12 protein-coding genes are annotated in these 15177 nt (G+C 68.6%); 10 read left to right on the top strand and 2 right to left on the bottom strand.

The features are described from left to right. The first annotated feature begins 33 nt into the window (after positions 1–33). The 4 genes from PV796_RS11370 to PV796_RS11355 all read left to right on the top strand — a co-directional run bounded on the left by PV796_RS11370 (position 34) and on the right by PV796_RS11355 (position 5421). Positions 34–804, top strand: coding sequence for an NUDIX hydrolase (locus PV796_RS11370; RefSeq protein ID WP_274912834.1), 771 nt, complete (start codon positions 34–36; stop codon positions 802–804). A gap of 737 nt (positions 805–1541) precedes the next feature. Continuing rightward, entirely contained in the window at positions 1542–2522 is a 981-nt protein-coding gene (locus PV796_RS11365) for a FadR/GntR family transcriptional regulator (protein ID WP_274912833.1), read from the top strand. A 396-nt stretch (positions 2523–2918) separates the two neighbouring features. Further along, a complete protein-coding gene (locus PV796_RS11360; RefSeq protein ID WP_274912832.1) occupies positions 2919–4475 on the top strand; it encodes an RNA polymerase sigma factor in 1557 nt (518 codons plus the stop codon). 136 nt (positions 4476–4611) lie between these two features. Further along, on the top strand, positions 4612–5421 hold the full coding sequence (locus tag PV796_RS11355) for a serine protease (protein WP_274912831.1): 810 nt from the start codon (positions 4612–4614) through the stop codon (positions 5419–5421). A gap of 119 nt (positions 5422–5540) precedes the next feature. Here PV796_RS11355 and PV796_RS11350 read toward each other — a convergent pair whose 3' ends face one another. Further along, positions 5541–5771 carry a DUF7455 domain-containing protein gene (locus PV796_RS11350; protein WP_221911142.1) on the bottom strand — a complete coding sequence of 77 codons (231 nt, stop codon included), beginning with the start codon at positions 5769–5771 and terminating at the stop codon, positions 5541–5543. Between the two features lie 444 nt (positions 5772–6215). Between PV796_RS11350 and PV796_RS11345 the strand changes: the two genes are divergently transcribed. The 4 genes from PV796_RS11345 (at position 6216) to PV796_RS11330 (ending at position 10866) form a co-directional block, all read left to right on the top strand. Next, entirely contained in the window at positions 6216–8336 is a 2121-nt protein-coding gene (locus PV796_RS11345) for a DNA gyrase/topoisomerase IV subunit B (RefSeq protein WP_274912830.1), read from the top strand. Positions 8337–8496: 160 nt separating this feature from the next. Further along, positions 8497–8985, top strand: coding sequence for a DUF1453 domain-containing protein (locus PV796_RS11340; protein ID WP_274912829.1), 489 nt, complete (start codon positions 8497–8499; stop codon positions 8983–8985). Between the two features lie 31 nt (positions 8986–9016). Beyond that, a complete protein-coding gene (locus PV796_RS11335) occupies positions 9017–10183 on the top strand; it encodes a sensor histidine kinase (RefSeq protein WP_274912828.1) in 1167 nt (388 codons plus the stop codon). Further along, complete coding sequence (locus PV796_RS11330) at positions 10180–10866, top strand: response regulator (RefSeq protein WP_274912827.1); 687 nt, start codon at positions 10180–10182, stop codon at positions 10864–10866. The genes PV796_RS11335 and PV796_RS11330 overlap by 4 nt, the downstream gene beginning before the upstream one ends. 649 nt (positions 10867–11515) lie before the next feature. Here the strand turns inward: PV796_RS11330 and PV796_RS11325 are convergent. Beyond that, positions 11516–12481, bottom strand: coding sequence for a sucrase ferredoxin (locus tag PV796_RS11325; protein ID WP_274912826.1), 966 nt, complete (start codon positions 12479–12481; stop codon positions 11516–11518). A gap of 278 nt (positions 12482–12759) precedes the next feature. Between PV796_RS11325 and PV796_RS11320 the strand changes: the two genes are divergently transcribed. Together PV796_RS11320 and PV796_RS11315 are read left to right on the top strand one after the other, a co-directional pair. Continuing rightward, complete coding sequence (locus PV796_RS11320; protein ID WP_274910934.1) at positions 12760–13644, top strand: IS982 family transposase; 885 nt, start codon at positions 12760–12762, stop codon at positions 13642–13644. 311 nt (positions 13645–13955) lie between these two features. After that, a complete protein-coding gene (locus PV796_RS11315; protein WP_274912825.1) occupies positions 13956–15068 on the top strand; it encodes a CobW family GTP-binding protein in 1113 nt (370 codons plus the stop codon). Positions 15069–15177: the final 109 nt, after the last annotated feature.

Here is a 15177-nt window from a genome sequence, read left to right as displayed (position 1 = left end):
GTTTATCGTCAGGCGGACGACTATGATCGCGACATGCCTCCCTACGACCCGTCGGCCTTCCCGCCCTTCGCTGTCACCGTCGACCTGGTCGTGCTCACCGTGCGCCGCCACGCCCTGTGCGCGCTGGCCGTGCGCCGTGGCGAGCCGCCGTTCCAGGGCCGCTGGGCCCTGCCCGGCGGATTCGTCCGCGGTGACGAGGACCTGGCGGAGGCGGCCGCCCGGGAACTCGCCGAGGAGACCGGCCTGCACGCCTACCCGCCGGAGGGCACCCCGCCCTCCGCGTACGGCGCGCACCTCGAACAACTCGCCACCTACGGCGATCCCAAGCGCGACCCCCGCATGCGCGTGGTCAGCGTCGCGCACCTCGTCCTCGCCCCCGACCTGCCCGCTCCCCGGGCCGGCGGCGACGCCCACAGCGCGCGCTGGGCCCCGGTCGAAACCCTTCTGGGCCAGGAGGGCAACGCCCACGCCCGCGAAGGCGAACTGACCGCGCCCCTCGCCTTCGACCACGGGCGCATCCTCTCCGACGGAGTGGAACGCGCCCGCTCGAAGATCGAGTACTCGTCGCTCGCCACGGCCTTCTGCCCACAGGAGTTCACCGTCGGCGAGCTGCGCCGCGTCTACGAGGCGGTCTGGGGCGTCGCCCTCGACCCCCGCAACTTCCACCGCAAGGTGACCGGCACTCCCGGCTTCCTGGTTCCCACCGGTGGTACCACCACCCGCCAAGGCGGCCGCCCCGCCCAACTCTTCCGCGCCGGCGGCGCGACCCTCCTCAACCCGCCGATGCTGCGCCCCGAGGTCTGACCCACCACCCGCGCGCACACCCCGGTAGCTCGGCGACAACCAGCCACAGGCCAGCCTGACATCGAGGCACGCCCGCAACCGCCGCACCAACGCGCCCCAGGCCGCCTTCCGGCCGCGGCAGAACGTCCACCGGAACTGCTACGTCACACAGTCACCATCAGGCCCGCCCCGGCATGCAGTTCCCCACGATGTCAACGAACTGCCCCCGAGGCCACCGTCCTCGGTGACCTCGGGGGCGCAGCAACAAGCAACCAGCCTCAGCAGCCCGCTCCTCACGGTGACTTGGCGCCCTGGTGATCACCAGTCACTTCAGCACCCACCGAAACGTCATGAACCCCGCTCACCCTCACCGGGCAACACCACGCGCACGGTGCCGTCCTCACCAACTCCCTTGTCCATGCGCCCCGCTGACTCCGGTCCGCCACCGCGAGTCTCATCACTCACCGCGCCGAGTTCGCCCTGCCCTCCACGCACCCCATCTACCTCCCGCCAGCGACCGAAACGCGACACTAGGGGCAGGTCTGACGTGCCCAACGCCCGCCCCTCACAGGGGCGTTGTCGACTTATCGCCGGCTGCACTTATGTGTTCACCGTGCTAACGGGCCAGCGGCTCTGATCGGCCAAAACGCCCGATTCCAGGCCCCGTTGTGGCACCCCTTGTCCGCAACTCACCGCTGAAAGCGCATTTCTTTCCGATAAAGCGTCAATTGCGAGATAACGGGCGATCACCCTTTCGTGTGCTTTTCACCAAAGACCTCAAGGCCGTTCGGAGCGACGCCGACAAAGGATGCGTGAGTACCCTTGCGCACACCATGATGACCGCGGCTCGCCCCGGCGACACCGGCCTCGCAGGCCCCGGCGAGCTTGACCGCTACCCCTACGCCAACGCCGCCAACGCCACCGGCCAGGACCGCGCAGAGCGCGTCTCGTCGGTCTGGGAAGGCTCCGAGGCAGACATCGGCCGGGTCGGCCGGCGCGCGGCGGGCAACCGCGGCCGCGGGCTCCACGGCCAACTCGTCCAGCAGCTCGGCCAGATGATCGTCTCCGGTGATCTCGGTGCCGACCGTCCGCTCGTCCCCGAGGAGATCGGCCAGCGCTTCGAGGTCTCCCGCACCGTCGTCCGCGAGTCCCTGCGCGTTCTCGAAGCCAAGGGCCTGGTGAGCGCGCGCCCCAACGTGGGCACCCGGGTGCGTCCGGTCAGCGACTGGAACCTCCTCGACCCCGACATCATCGAGTGGCGCGCCTACGGGCCGCAGCGCGACGACCAGCGCCGCGAGCTGTGCGAGCTGCGTTGGACGATCGAGCCGCTCGCCGCCCGCCTCGCCGCCGGTCACGGCCGCGAGGACATCCAGCAACGGCTCGCGGACATGGTCGAGATCATGGGCCACTCTGCAGCCCAGGGCGACTCCATGACGTTCGCCCGCGCCGACGCCGAGTTCCACACCCTGCTCCTCCAGCTCGCCGGCAATCGCATGTTGGAGCACCTCGCGGGCATCGTCACCTCTGCCCTGCACGTCTCCGGCGGATCCGGCGGCTGCGAGCGGCCGGTCGAGACGTCCGTGAGCCAGCACATGAGGGTCGTCGACGCCATCGGTTCCGGCGACGCCACCGCCGCCGAATCCGCGATGCGCCAGCTCCTCGCCGCCCACAGCGACACCACCGGCCAGGGTGCCGGGGCGCCCGTGGACCACGTCGTCCCCGCGCCCCGCGAGCACTGAGGGCTCGTACCCCGAGCACGTGCGGGCCGTAAGTACCGCGCGACCTCGCGTCCCCTGTGGACCCGCCGAGGACGCGCCATACGCACCGAAGGAGCGCAAGATCGCCGGATCCGGGATGACGACCGGATCCGGCGGAAGGTTTTGGGAGGATTGCGTGGCATATGACGGGGAAAGGGTCGTTATGGGGTGTGACTCGGGCCACGCAGATTGGCCGTAACGCTCTCCGGGGAGGCGCGATGACGTAAGAGGTGATAGCCGAGGAGGGAATACGAGCGGCGTTCGTGGCGCTGTTCAACTCCCCGGTTGCCCTTGCGCCGTCGGTCCATCCCCACCGGCGGTCGTCGGCTCCGACCCACAGTGGACGGGGTCGGAAGCCGTTTCCATCGTTCCGAGAGGTTGTTCGTGTCGGCCAGCACATCCCGTACGCTCCCGCCGGAGATCGCCGAGTCCGAGTCTGTGATGGCGCTCATCGAGCGGGGAAAGGCAGATGGGCAGATCGCCGGCGATGACGTGCGTCGGGCCTTCGAGGCTGACCAGATTCCGCCAACCCAGTGGAAGAACGTTCTGCGCAGCCTCAACCAGATCCTCGACGAGGAGGGTGTGACGCTGATGGTCAGTGCCGCAGAGGCGCCCAAGCGCACCCGCAAGAGCGTCGCAGCGAAGAGTCCGGCGAAGCGCACCGCCACCAAGACCGTCGCGGCCAAGACCGCCACGGTGAAGAAGACCACCACCGCGTCGGCCGCCGCCTCCGTGGCGGACCCGGACCCCGGTGAGTCCGAGGCTGCACCTGTGAAGAAGGCTGCGGCGAAGAAGGTGACCGCCAAGAAGACGGTCGCGAAGAAGACCACGGCCAAGAAGGCCACCGCGAAGAAGACCGCGTCCAAGAAGGACGTCGACGACCTGCTCGACGACGAGCTGGCCGAGGAGACCCCGGCGCCCGGCAAGGGCGAGCCCACCGAGCCCGAGGGTGCCGAGAACGCCGGCTTCGTGCTGTCGGACGAGGACGAGGACGACGCCCCGGCCCAGCAGGTCGCCGCGGCCGGCGCCACCGCCGACCCGGTCAAGGACTACCTCAAGCAGATCGGCAAGGTCCCGCTCCTCAACGCCGAGCAGGAGGTGGAGCTCGCCAAGCGCATCGAGGCGGGGCTGTTCGCCGAGGACAAGCTCGCCAACAGCGACAAGCTCGCGCCGAAGCTCAAGCGCGAGCTGGAGATCATCGCCGAGGACGGCCGCCGGGCGAAGAACCACCTCCTGGAGGCCAACCTCCGCCTGGTCGTCTCCCTGGCCAAGCGCTACACCGGTCGCGGCATGCTCTTCCTGGACCTGATCCAGGAGGGCAACCTCGGTCTGATCCGCGCGGTCGAGAAGTTCGACTACACCAAGGGTTACAAGTTCTCGACCTACGCGACGTGGTGGATCCGTCAGGCCATCACCCGCGCCATGGCCGACCAGGCCCGGACGATCCGTATCCCGGTCCACATGGTCGAGGTCATCAACAAGCTGGCCCGCGTCCAGCGTCAGATGCTTCAGGACCTGGGCCGCGAGCCCACCCCGGAGGAGCTGGCCAAGGAACTGGACATGACCCCCGAGAAGGTCATCGAGGTCCAGAAGTACGGCCGCGAGCCGATCTCCCTGCACACCCCGCTGGGCGAGGACGGCGACAGCGAGTTCGGTGACCTCATCGAGGACTCCGAGGCGGTCGTTCCGGCCGACGCGGTCAGCTTCACGCTCCTCCAGGAGCAGCTTCACTCGGTGCTGGACACCCTCTCCGAGCGCGAGGCCGGCGTGGTCTCCATGCGCTTCGGTCTCACGGACGGCCAGCCCAAGACTCTCGACGAGATCGGCAAGGTCTACGGCGTCACCCGTGAGCGGATCCGCCAGATCGAGTCCAAGACGATGTCGAAGCTGCGCCACCCGTCGCGCTCCCAGGTGCTGCGGGACTACCTCGACTAGCCCCAACGGTTCCGACCGCGCCGCGAGCCCGGCGCTCCACGAGGTGGAGCGCCGGGCTCGCGGCCGTCCGGGTGCGGAACGCGTCCGTTTGGCTCACTCTGGGTGGGCGACCGCTGTCCCAGAGTCAGGAGTCCGTATGCGCCCCACCGTACGAGCCACCCTCGGGGGCCTTGCGCTAATACTCGCCGTGCCGGCCCCGGCGGCCGCGGACGGGTCGGTGGTCGGGGGCAAGCCCGTCCGCCCCTCACAGAGCCCCTGGGCGGTGGCCCTGGCGTCGCACCAGCGGTTCGGGAACAAGCGCTCCGGACAGTTCTGCGGCGGCGTGCTGGTCGGGCACGCAACGGTCGTGACGGCCGCGCACTGTCTGGGCCGGGAAGTCCTCGGGCTGCCTTGGCGGGAGGTGAAGGACCTCAAGGTCGTCGTCGGGCGTAACAACCTCTCAGGCAAGGGGGGCCAGGAGGTCAAGGTCGCGAAGGTGTGGACCAGCCCGAGCTACAACACCTGGACCAACGAGGACGACATGGCCGTCATCACCCTGGAGAAGCGGGTCCCGAACCAGCCGATATCCATAGCGCGACCGAACGACAGCGCCTACGCCGCGGGGAGCGTGGCCACGGTCTACGGGTGGGGTGACATGACGGGCGACGGCAGCTACGCGTCACGGCTGCGGTCGGCGCGAGTGAACGTCCTGGGGGACACCGTGTGTGCGCGGGCATACCCGGGCAGTGCCGACGGCACGTTCAAGGCGGCTTCGATGCTGTGCGCCGGGGAGCCCAAGGGCGGGCGGGACGCCTGCCAGGGGGACAGTGGCGGGCCACTGGTGGTGCAGGGGCGCTTGGTGGGGCTGGTGTCGTGGGGGACGGGTTGCGGGCGCGCGGGCAGCCCCGGTGTCTACACGCGGGCGTCCGCGCTGCTCCCGGCGGTGCTGGCGCACGGCGCCGGCTGAGCGGTGCCGAGTCCCGGCGAGGGGCGACGGACGAGTGCGGGCGGTCTTCCCGATGGTGCCGGGAAGACCGCCCGTCGCACGGCGCTGTGCCGCTACTCGCTCGTCGTGGATGCGATGTGTCAGCGTTCCTCGTCGGACGCAGACTTCGGGGTGGTGGTGAGCCGCTCCGTCTCGTCCTGTATTTCCGCGGCGATCTTCTTGAGTTCTGGCTCGAACTTGCGGCCGTGGTGGGCGCAGAAGAGCAGTTCTCCGCCGGACATCAGGACGACGCGCAGGTATGCCTGGGCGCCGCAGCGGTCGCATCGGTCAGCGGCCGTCAGCGGGCTCGCGGGTGTCAGAACAGTAGTCACGTCGCCTCTTCTCTAGCTCGACGAGCTGTCGTACCAGGGTCAACATCCAACCAGGCCGAAAACGTTCCCGCTCGTGCCTTTTCCTCGAAAAAATTCTTCGAGGGGGCCGGGTGCTGCCGGGTGGCGGCGAATGAGCCGTATTGCGTGGTGGTCTGATTCACGTTGGTTGGTGAAGTCTGCCCTCCCGGCTGGCTTGCCGGTCGTTGATGAGGACGTGCCCGGAGCCTAAATGGTTCATGCCTCGAAGGGAACGTGATGTGCACGTCACTCGGACGTCACCCCAACGAGCGATCGAACGTACGAACGAAATTCTACTACCATGGTCACGCTCACGGGTGGCGTCACATCGGCTCTACTGGGCCTCGGTACCCTCTCACCGGCGACACCGCCACAACCGAGTCCGCGGAATGCGGACTGCCAGAAATTCAGCGAGGAGCGAACCGCGTGACCGCCGAGATGTCCGTGCCGTCCACCGCAGTGCTGACCGGGGCAGACCGGGACGGTTCCAACTACACCGCGCGGCATCTGCTCGTCCTTGAGGGCCTGGAAGCCGTCCGGAAGCGTCCCGGTATGTACATCGGCTCGACGGACAGTCGTGGCCTGATGCACTGCCTGTGGGAAATCATCGACAATTCTGTCGACGAGGCGCTCGGCGACTACTGCGACCACATCGAGGTGATCCTCCACGGCGACGGGTCCGTGGAAGTACAGGACAACGGCCGCGGCATTCCCGTCGACGTCGAGCCCAAGACGGGGCTCAGCGGCGTCGAGGTCGTGATGACCAAGCTGCACGCCGGTGGAAAGTTCGGCGGCGGGTCGTACGCCGCCTCCGGCGGTCTGCACGGCGTCGGCGCCTCGGTGGTCAACGCGCTCTCGGCGCGACTGGACGTCGAGGTCGACCGCAGCAGCAAGACGCACGCGATCAGCTTTCGCCGCGGCGTGCCCGGTGCCTTCACCGGATCCGGCCCGGATGCGACGTTCGAGCCGGCCAACGGGCTGCACAAGGGGAAGCGCATCCCCAAGACCAAGACCGGTACCCGGGTGCGCTACTGGGCGGACCGGCAGATCTTTCTGAAGGACGCCAAGCTCTCCCTGGAGACGCTGCACGCCCGCGCCCGCCAGACGGCCTTCCTGGTACCGGGCCTGACCATCGTGGTGCGCGACGAGCGCGGCATTGACGGTGCCGGCAAGACGGAAGAGACGTTCCGCTACGACGGCGGCATCAGCGAGTTCTGCGAGTACCTCGCCCAGGACAAGGCCGTCTGCGACGTGCTGAGGCTGAGCGGCCAGGGCACCTTCAAGGAGACCGTGCCGGTCCTCGACGAGCGCGGCCACATGACTCCCACCGAAGTCACCCGCGAACTGGGCGTCGACATCGCCCTCCGGTGGGGCACCGGCTACGACTCCACGCTCAAGTCGTTCGTCAACATCATCGCCACCCCCAAGGGCGGCACCCACGTCGCCGGCTTCGAGCGTTCGGTGGCCAAGACCGTCAACGAGGTGCTGAGGTCCAGCAAACTGTTGCGCGTCGCCGAGGACGACGTCGTCAAGGACGACGCCATGGAGGGCCTCACCGCCGTCGTCACCGTGCGGCTCGCGGAGCCGCAGTTCGAGGGGCAGACCAAGGAGGTGCTCGGCACCTCCGCCGCCTCCCGGATCGTCGCCCAGGTGGTCAGCAAGGAGCTGAAGGCGTTCCTGACCTCGACCAAGAGGGATGCCAAGCAGCAGGCGCGCTCCGTCCTGGAGAAGATCGTCGCCGCGGCCCGCACGCGCATCGCCGCCCGGCAGCACAAGGAGGCGCAGCGGCGGAAGACGGCGCTGGAGTCGTCTTCCCTGCCGGCCAAGTTGGCGGACTGCCGCAGCGACGACGTCGATCGCAGTGAGCTGTTCATCGTCGAGGGTGACTCGGCGCTGGGCACCGCCAAGTTGGCGCGGAACTCGGAGTTCCAGGCGCTGTTGCCGATCCGCGGCAAGATCCTCAACGTCCAGAAGGCGTCCGTCTCGGACATGCTCAAGAACGCCGAGTGCGGGGCCATCATCCAGGTCATAGGAGCTGGATCCGGCCGTACCTTCGACATCGACGCGGCTCGCTACGGCAAGGTCATCTTCCTCGCCGACGCTGACGTCGACGGCGCGCACATCCGCACCCTGCTGCTGACCCTCTTCCAGCGCTACATGCGGCCGATGGTCGAGCAGGGCCGGGTCTTCTCCGCCGTCCCGCCGCTGCACCGCGTCGAGCTGATCAACCCCAAGAAGGGCCAGGACAAGTACATCTACACGTACTCGGACAACGAGCTGCGGCAGACCCTCCTGGAGCTCCAGCGCAAGAACGTCCGCTACAAGGACAGCATCCAGCGCTACAAGGGCCTCGGTGAGATGGACGCCGACCAGCTCGCCGAGACGACGATGGACCCGCGCCACCGCACCCTGCGCCGGATCAACATCGGCGATCTCGAAGCCGCGGAGAAGGCGTTCGACCTGTTGATGGGCAACGAGGTCGCTCCTCGCAAGGAGTTCATCACCAACTCCGCGGCCACTCTGGACCGTTCGCGCATCGACACCTGAGCCGGTCGCGGCCTCGGGTACGGGCGCCTCTCCACCCGCGGGTGGAGAGGCGCCCGTCGCCTTTTCCACCCTGGTCCCACCCTGGCTCCGATCCGGGGGACGGGTGGGCCTCCGTAGCGTCGGGAGCGTCGAGATTCACCGTCCCACGGAGGCCCAAGCCATGAGCGGCTGGCTCAATATCGCTGTGCTCATCGCGGTTGTCGCGTTCGTCTTCGCGCGGCAGTTCACCGCGCAGCGCATCACGTCGGAAGGCCGGAAGTGGTGGCTGATGCCGGCCATCCTGTTCTTCATGGCGGTGCGTGAGCCAGGAATCCTGGACCCCGCCCATCGTGCCGCCTCCGTGGCCCTCCTGATCGCAACGCTCCTGATAGGACTGGCCAGCGGCGCCGCATGGGCGTGGACCACACGCATCTGGACCGACGAGAGCGGCGCGGTGTGGACCAAGGGAACCTGGGCGGCGGCCGGTGTGTGGCTCTGCGGGATGGTGCTGCGCTTGGGCCTCATGGGCGTTGCCGCTGCCCTGGGTGTCCACCAAGGCAGCCCGGCGACGCTGATGTCCGTGGCGGCGATGTTGCTCACCCGGTCCGGAGTGACTGCCTGGCGGGCTCAGGGGATGCAGCGGACGTACCGTGTCCCTGTCGCGGGCTGAGCCCCTGCGCCACGCACCGAAAGGACCTCACGTGCCGCCGAACGCCTGGACGAGCTGGCCGCTGCGGGAGTCCCTCTCCCGCGCGGGCCTCAGCGAGACTCGTCTCTGGCTCGGTCGCGGTACCCGTGTCGCGGTGGTCGCGGGTCTGCTCTGGAGCACCTTCGCTGGCGGGACCTTCTCCGGTTGGGGGCTGGCTGCGGCGGCCGCCGTACTGCTCGTCACCATGTTGGCGTTCTGGGGCCTGTTCCGGATGACCCTGGAGCGGCGGCTCTGGCCCGCTCTCGCGCTGTACGCCGTACTGGAGGCGGCCGCCCTCGGCTTCCTGTTGGTCGGTGCCCGCTTGCCGGCGACCGTCCTTTGGTGCGCCTGCGCCATGACAGCGATTGAGCGGCTGCCCCTCGTTGCCGCGGTGCCGTGTTCCGCCGCGGCACTCGGCGCGTTCGCCGTGGTCAACAACGACAGTTGGTTGACCACCACCGTGACCGCTACCGGGTTGGCCCTGGCCGGCTACGTGGTGCGCCTGGACGCGGAGGCCCGGGGCAACGCCCAGCGGTTGTTGGCCCAAGAGCGTGCGGCCCGCAAGGCCGAGGCCGAAACCGCGGCACTCGCCGAACGCGGCCGGATCGCCCGCGAGATTCACGATGTCCTCGCGCACAGCCTCAGCGCCCAGTTGGTGCACCTTGAGGCGGCTCGGCAGTTGATCCAACGCAGTGCCGATCTGGAGGCCGACCGCGAACAGCTGCTGGAGCGGGTGGTGGCGTGCCGCGGAATGGCCCGAGAAGGGCTTGACGGCACGCGTGAGGCGCTTTCCGCCCTGCGCGGGGAGATGGTCCCGGTCGAGGACTTCCTGCGCCGTCTGACGGCCACTGAGGGCGCACAACTGGACGTCGTGGGTGCGCCGCGGATACTGCCCGCGGAGGCGGGACTTGCGGTCCGACGGGTCGCCCAGGAGGCGCTCACCAATGTGCGCAAGCACGCACCGGGTGCCCATGTGAGCGTGTGGCTGGAGTACTTCGAGGGCGAAGTGGGGTTGGTGGTGCGGGACTCCGGCGGACGTGGCAGACCGGGGGAACTTGCGCGGAGCGGTTCCGGGTACGGTCTCCTCGGGATGCGGGAGCGCGCCGAACTCCTCGGCGGAACGCTGGAGTCCGGCCCCGATGAGGAGGGTTTTGTGGTGCGGCTGCGGGTGCCGGCATGACGGAGCGTACGACGGCGCGCGTGGTCGTGGCTGACGACCAGACGGTCGTGCGCGAGGGAATCGTGATGCTGCTGGGGCTGTTGCCGGGAATTGAGGTCGTCGGTTCGGCCGCGGATGGCAACGAGGCGGTCCGCATGGTCGCCGAACTGGCCCCGGACGTCGTCCTGATGGACCTGCGGATGCCGCGTTGCGACGGAGTCGAGGCGACCCGTCGCATCCGTAAGGAACACGCTGGCACGCAGGTCGTCGTGCTCACCACGTATGCCGACGACGATTCGCTGTTTCCCGCTCTGCAGGCCGGCGCCCGCGGTTACCTCACCAAGGACGCGGATGGCGACGAGATCGTCCGCGCCATCGACGACGTGTTGTCGGGCGAGGCCGGGCTGTCGCCGAAGATCCAACGTCGTTTGCTGGAACGCCTCGCCGAGCCCGTACGCAACCGTCCCGAACCCTCCGACGAGCCCCCGGACGGGCTGACCGCACGGGAGGTGGACGTGCTGCGCCTCGTGGCGGCAGGGCAGAGCAATCCGGAGATCGCCCGTACGCTGCATGTCTCCACGGCGACGGTGAAGACGCACATCAACAACCTCTTCGCCAAGGCGGGACTGCGCGATCGGGCGCAGGCCATCCACTACGCGTATCGGCACGGTCTGGCGGAGCCTCCGGGGACGCCGGAGCCGTAGTTCGGAGAGGCGAGTTTCGAGCCTGTCTGGCTTCGGGCGCGGGGCTGTTGCTGGCAATTCGGGGTGTGCGGTGGTCTCCGTGCTGGGGGCAATTCGCCACTCTGGACGGGGAGTTGGCCCTCTGTTGGGAGGACTATGGCACGGCCAGTTGGGGCCGTGGTGTTGGCCTGTCGCGGCGAGGGGCGGCGTGGAGTTATCCACAGGCTCTGCGATGGCGGATTGTGTGTGCGTAGCCTCGCAGGGTCAGGTTCGAAGGTCGGCGACCCGTCTTCTTGCGGCGGTGGCTGCTGCCGAGCGTGCTGCGCTGAGGCGGGTGAGGAAGCCGGACTGGGTGCGCGCGGGGGAGCGTGCGGAGGGGGAGTTAGAGATGTTGTGGGTTGTGGGAGCCGGTGCGGCGGCGTCGGGGGCGGTGCTGAGGGGCGAGAGGAGCCGTGGTGCCGCGCTGCGAGCTGTGGGGCCGTCGTTCGGTCTAGGGCTGGTTGCGACGCTGGGACTGGCGTTGGGGGTCGCGCTGGCGTGCGCAGTGGGGGCAGACCGGGGACAGAGCGGTGGAATGCGGCACTCCGCACGTGATGGGAAAGCTATGGACCCCGATCCGCCGACTTCAGAACCGCGGAAGTGTGGGCAGGAGGCACCGCTCAGCGGTACCTCAGTCCCTGAGCGCGGTGATGGACGTGACCGCCATACGCGTCGGTGGGCCGAGCGGCGCACCACAGCTAGCGGGCGTCGGAGCACCGTCGGTCCGCTGATCGATTACCACCCGCCACGCTCGCCCGTCGGTGTGCGCAACGTCAACGGTCCAACTGCGAACGGCATCCGTCAGCGGCCCGTCTCCCGGCGCTCGCCTGGGGGCACCGGCAAGTTCGGGCCACACCGGATCGGTCCCTACGACGTCGAGTGCGTCCGCGCGCCACTCACGGATCAGCTCTCGGACGGCGAGATCGGCAGCCTGGGCCGGCCGGTCCCACGTCGATCGGCCCCGGCACTGGTCGAGCGCGATACGGCCACTGCGGGCCGATTCCACGACGTCCTTGACCAACTGGGCCGAGGCGCGTCCGTAGGCGTAGCCGTAGGGGAGAACGAAGAGAGTGGGGGAGAAGCGGTGGCCGCCGATGTGCGTGACCTCCCAGGTCGCGCAGCCGTCGGTGGAAAGTTGGGCGGCCAGTGGGCGGCCGAGGAGTGCACAGCAGCGGTCCCGTTTGCCGTTGGTGCACACAAGCACCATAGGTTCGCCGGTGTACGGCTCCCAGAGGCCGTGATGGTCTCCGTCTCCCAGGGAGGCGAAGTCGAGTCCGAGCGTGGCTCCCGGGTCGGTGACGGTGGTGGTGCGGATCCAGGAACGGCCCGGCGAGGTGTGTGCGAGGAACATGCGGCGGCGGGTGGTGCCGTGGAGGTCGGCATGGCGGCCCGGGCGGCGGATGAGGGCGACGCGTACGCCGGTCCCTTCTGCTGCGGCTTCCAGGGCCCGGCCGAGGTGCGGATCGAGGTGGCTGTCCGTCAGCGCCTTGGCTCCCCATGGTCCGGTTTGCTCGATCAGCAGCCAAGTCCGGGCGGTTGCGGCCGTTCCGGCGAGGGGTTCGGCCGCTTCAAGGGAAGCGATAGCGCATGTGCTCACAAAGGCGAGCCTAACCCGGAGGGTGATGCCCGGAATGCCGGGAGAGTGGAGGGCAACGCAACGGCACGAGGCGCTGGTGTGTCCTGCTTGCGGTACAGCGGAGCCGGGCGTGAGGGCAGGTTGCCGCGGGGCGGCAGTCGGGTGCCATCGGGCGGTAGGAAGCCGGGGCGCCGGCGCGCAGGGACGGTGGGACCAGGCCGAGATGCGGGCACCTAGATGAATGAGTCCGATGTTTGTGCTGGCCGCGACCATGGCGAAGGGCGCCCGTTGGCTCGTGTGTGACGACAAACCTGGACGCCCTTCTGGCTGCACTGTACGTGTTCATCGATGACCATGTGGCCCCTCGTCGCCGGATCGGGCGACCCCCGAAACTGACAGACGCCGAACTGCTGTGCCTGGCCGTCGCCCAGGTCCTACTGGGCTTTCCCTCGGCCCGGCAATGGATCCGCTTCGTACACGCCCGACTGGGACACCTCTTTCGCTACCTGCCCCAGCAATCCGCCTACAACAAGCGCCTGAACGCCGCCGGCCCACTGATCTCGGCCGTGATCCAGGCACTGGCCAGGCAGGTGCCCACCTGGCACGACAACCTGCGGCTGATCGACTCCACACCACTGCCGTGCGCCGCCTCCCGCGAGACAGTCAAACGCTCCGACCTGGCAGGGCACGCCGGATACGGCTACTGCGCGAGCCATTCTCGCTTCTTCTGGGGATTGCGGCTCTACCTGCTGACCACAGCCGAGGGCATGCCGGTGTCCTGGTGCCTGGCCAACCCCAAACTCGGCGAACGCCAGGTGATGACCGCGCTGCTGGAACGCGACCACCACCTCATGCGCTCCGGTCAAGTGATTCTTGCGGACAAGGGCTTCGCCGGGCGGGAGTTCGAGGCGTTCCTCGAAGAGCGCCTGGGCGTCCATCTGGTGCGGCCGGACCTGAAGAACGAGCCTGTCCGGCATGGACGCCTGGCCCACGTCCGCCAGTGGATCGAGGCGGTATTCGACACCCTCAAAGGCCAGCTCAGCCTCGAACAACACGGAGGCCGGACACCCGCTGGTGTCTTCGCCCGCACCGGCCAACGACTCCTCGCCCTGGCCACGGCGATCTGGCACAACTGGAACACCAACGCCCCAGCCAAGCGATCACTGATCGCCTATGACCACTGAAGACATCGGACTCATTCATCTAGGTGTCGCCTGCCCCGAGGCGGCTGGCGCTGACATGGCTGGTCCTCGGGCGGTCGGTGTGGTTGCCTGCGAGCCGCAGTTGGGTCGAGGTTGTGGGGATCTGCTGGGTGTTGGGTCGTCGGTGGTGTGCCCTGTTCACGGTTGCCGATCAGGAGTGTGGCTCGATGCCGTAGGTGGAGGCCGCGGGCAGCGGTGGTGGGCCGGACTCTGACCGCGGGCAGTCGGTTACGATCGGCAGCTCGTCCGCCGCCGGTCCGTGCGGCCCGCCACCCGCACCATGGAGGCGTCCCTTGGCCACCCAACAGATCCCGGTCGTCGTGCTCGCGGGCTTCCTGGGATCGGGCAAGACCACCCTCCTGAACCACCTGCTGCGTGCCGGCGACGGCACCCGCATCGGTGCGATCGTCAATGACTTCGGCAGCATCGAGATCGACGCCATGACGGTCGCCGGGCAGGTGGACTCCATGGTGTCGCTGGGCAACGGATGCCTGTGCTGCGCCGTCGACACCAGTGAGTTGGACGACTATCTTGAGCGGCTGGCCCGCCCCGCCGCCCGTATCGACGTGATCGTCATCGAGGCCAGTGGGCTAGCTGAGCCGCAGGAACTCATCCGCATGATCCTCGCGAGCGACAACGAGCGGATCGTCTACGGCGGGCTGATCGAGGTCGTCGACGCGGCGGAGTTCGAGGACACTCGTGCCCGGCACCCCGAGCTGAATCGCCACGTCGGAATTGCCGATCTCGTGGTGCTCAACAAGGCCGACCGGCTCCCGGACGAGGCGCGTCAGGAACTCGTCGACACGCTTGCTGAGCTCGCCCCGGGTCGGCCGGTGATCTGCACGGCCTATGGGCAGATCGCCCCGGAGTTGTTCTTCGACCGTGGGACGGGGAAGGACCGCGACGCGGCGGTCCGCCAGTTGTCCTTCGAAGACCTGCTGCGTGAGGCTTCCGCACAGGGGCCTCCGGGGCAGGGCATCGGTGATGACCACGAGCATGACCACCAGGACTGCCGTGGTTGCGACCACCATCACTCGGGGCATCTCCACGCCGCGTACGAGAGCGTGGAGTTCACTTCCGTCGAGCCGATGCACCCGCGCCGGCTGATGGAGTTCCTGGACAGCCGTCCCTCCGGCCTCTACCGCATCAAGGGATTCGTCCACTTCGACGTGCCGGAGAACCGCCAGAGGTTCACGCTGCACGCAGTCGGCAACTTCCTGCGCTTCTACCCCGAGCCGTGGCCGAAGGGCGAGGAACGGCGCACGCAACTCGTGATGATCGGTAGTGGCATCGACGGGCCTGCGCTGCGCAAGGAGCTGGCGAACTGCCGGCAGGAGGCGCCGACGGTGGCCGACGAACACAGCATGTGGGGCGTGTTGCGTTACGTGGCCTCGCGGGAGGAATGACGGGGGAGTTGGGCGGTGTGCCGGTCACTGCCCGCGCGGCGGGACGTGCGGCGTCTGCTGCGAGTACGAGGCGCGGCCTCGTAGTGCGCCATGAGTTGAGGCGATGCCA

Origin of the sequence: Streptomyces sp. WZ-12, from assembly GCF_028898845.1 — a bacterium.
Taxonomy (GTDB): Bacteria; Actinomycetota; Actinomycetes; order Streptomycetales; family Streptomycetaceae; genus Streptomyces.
This window is presented reverse-complemented; position numbering and strand designations above follow the sequence as displayed.

What these genes read in the sequence shown, in the direction of transcription:
- PV796_RS11370 (WP_274912834.1), top strand. Translation starts at nt 34, where the DNA reads ATGCCTCCCTACGACCCGTCGGCCTTCCCGCCCTTCGCTGTCACCGTC.
- PV796_RS11355 (WP_274912831.1), top strand. Translation starts at nt 4,612, where the DNA reads ATGCGCCCCACCGTACGAGCCACCCTCGGGGGCCTTGCGCTAATACTC.
- PV796_RS11340 (WP_274912829.1), top strand. Translation starts at nt 8,497, where the DNA reads ATGAGCGGCTGGCTCAATATCGCTGTGCTCATCGCGGTTGTCGCGTTC.
- PV796_RS11330 (WP_274912827.1), top strand. Translation starts at nt 10,180, where the DNA reads ATGACGGAGCGTACGACGGCGCGCGTGGTCGTGGCTGACGACCAGACG.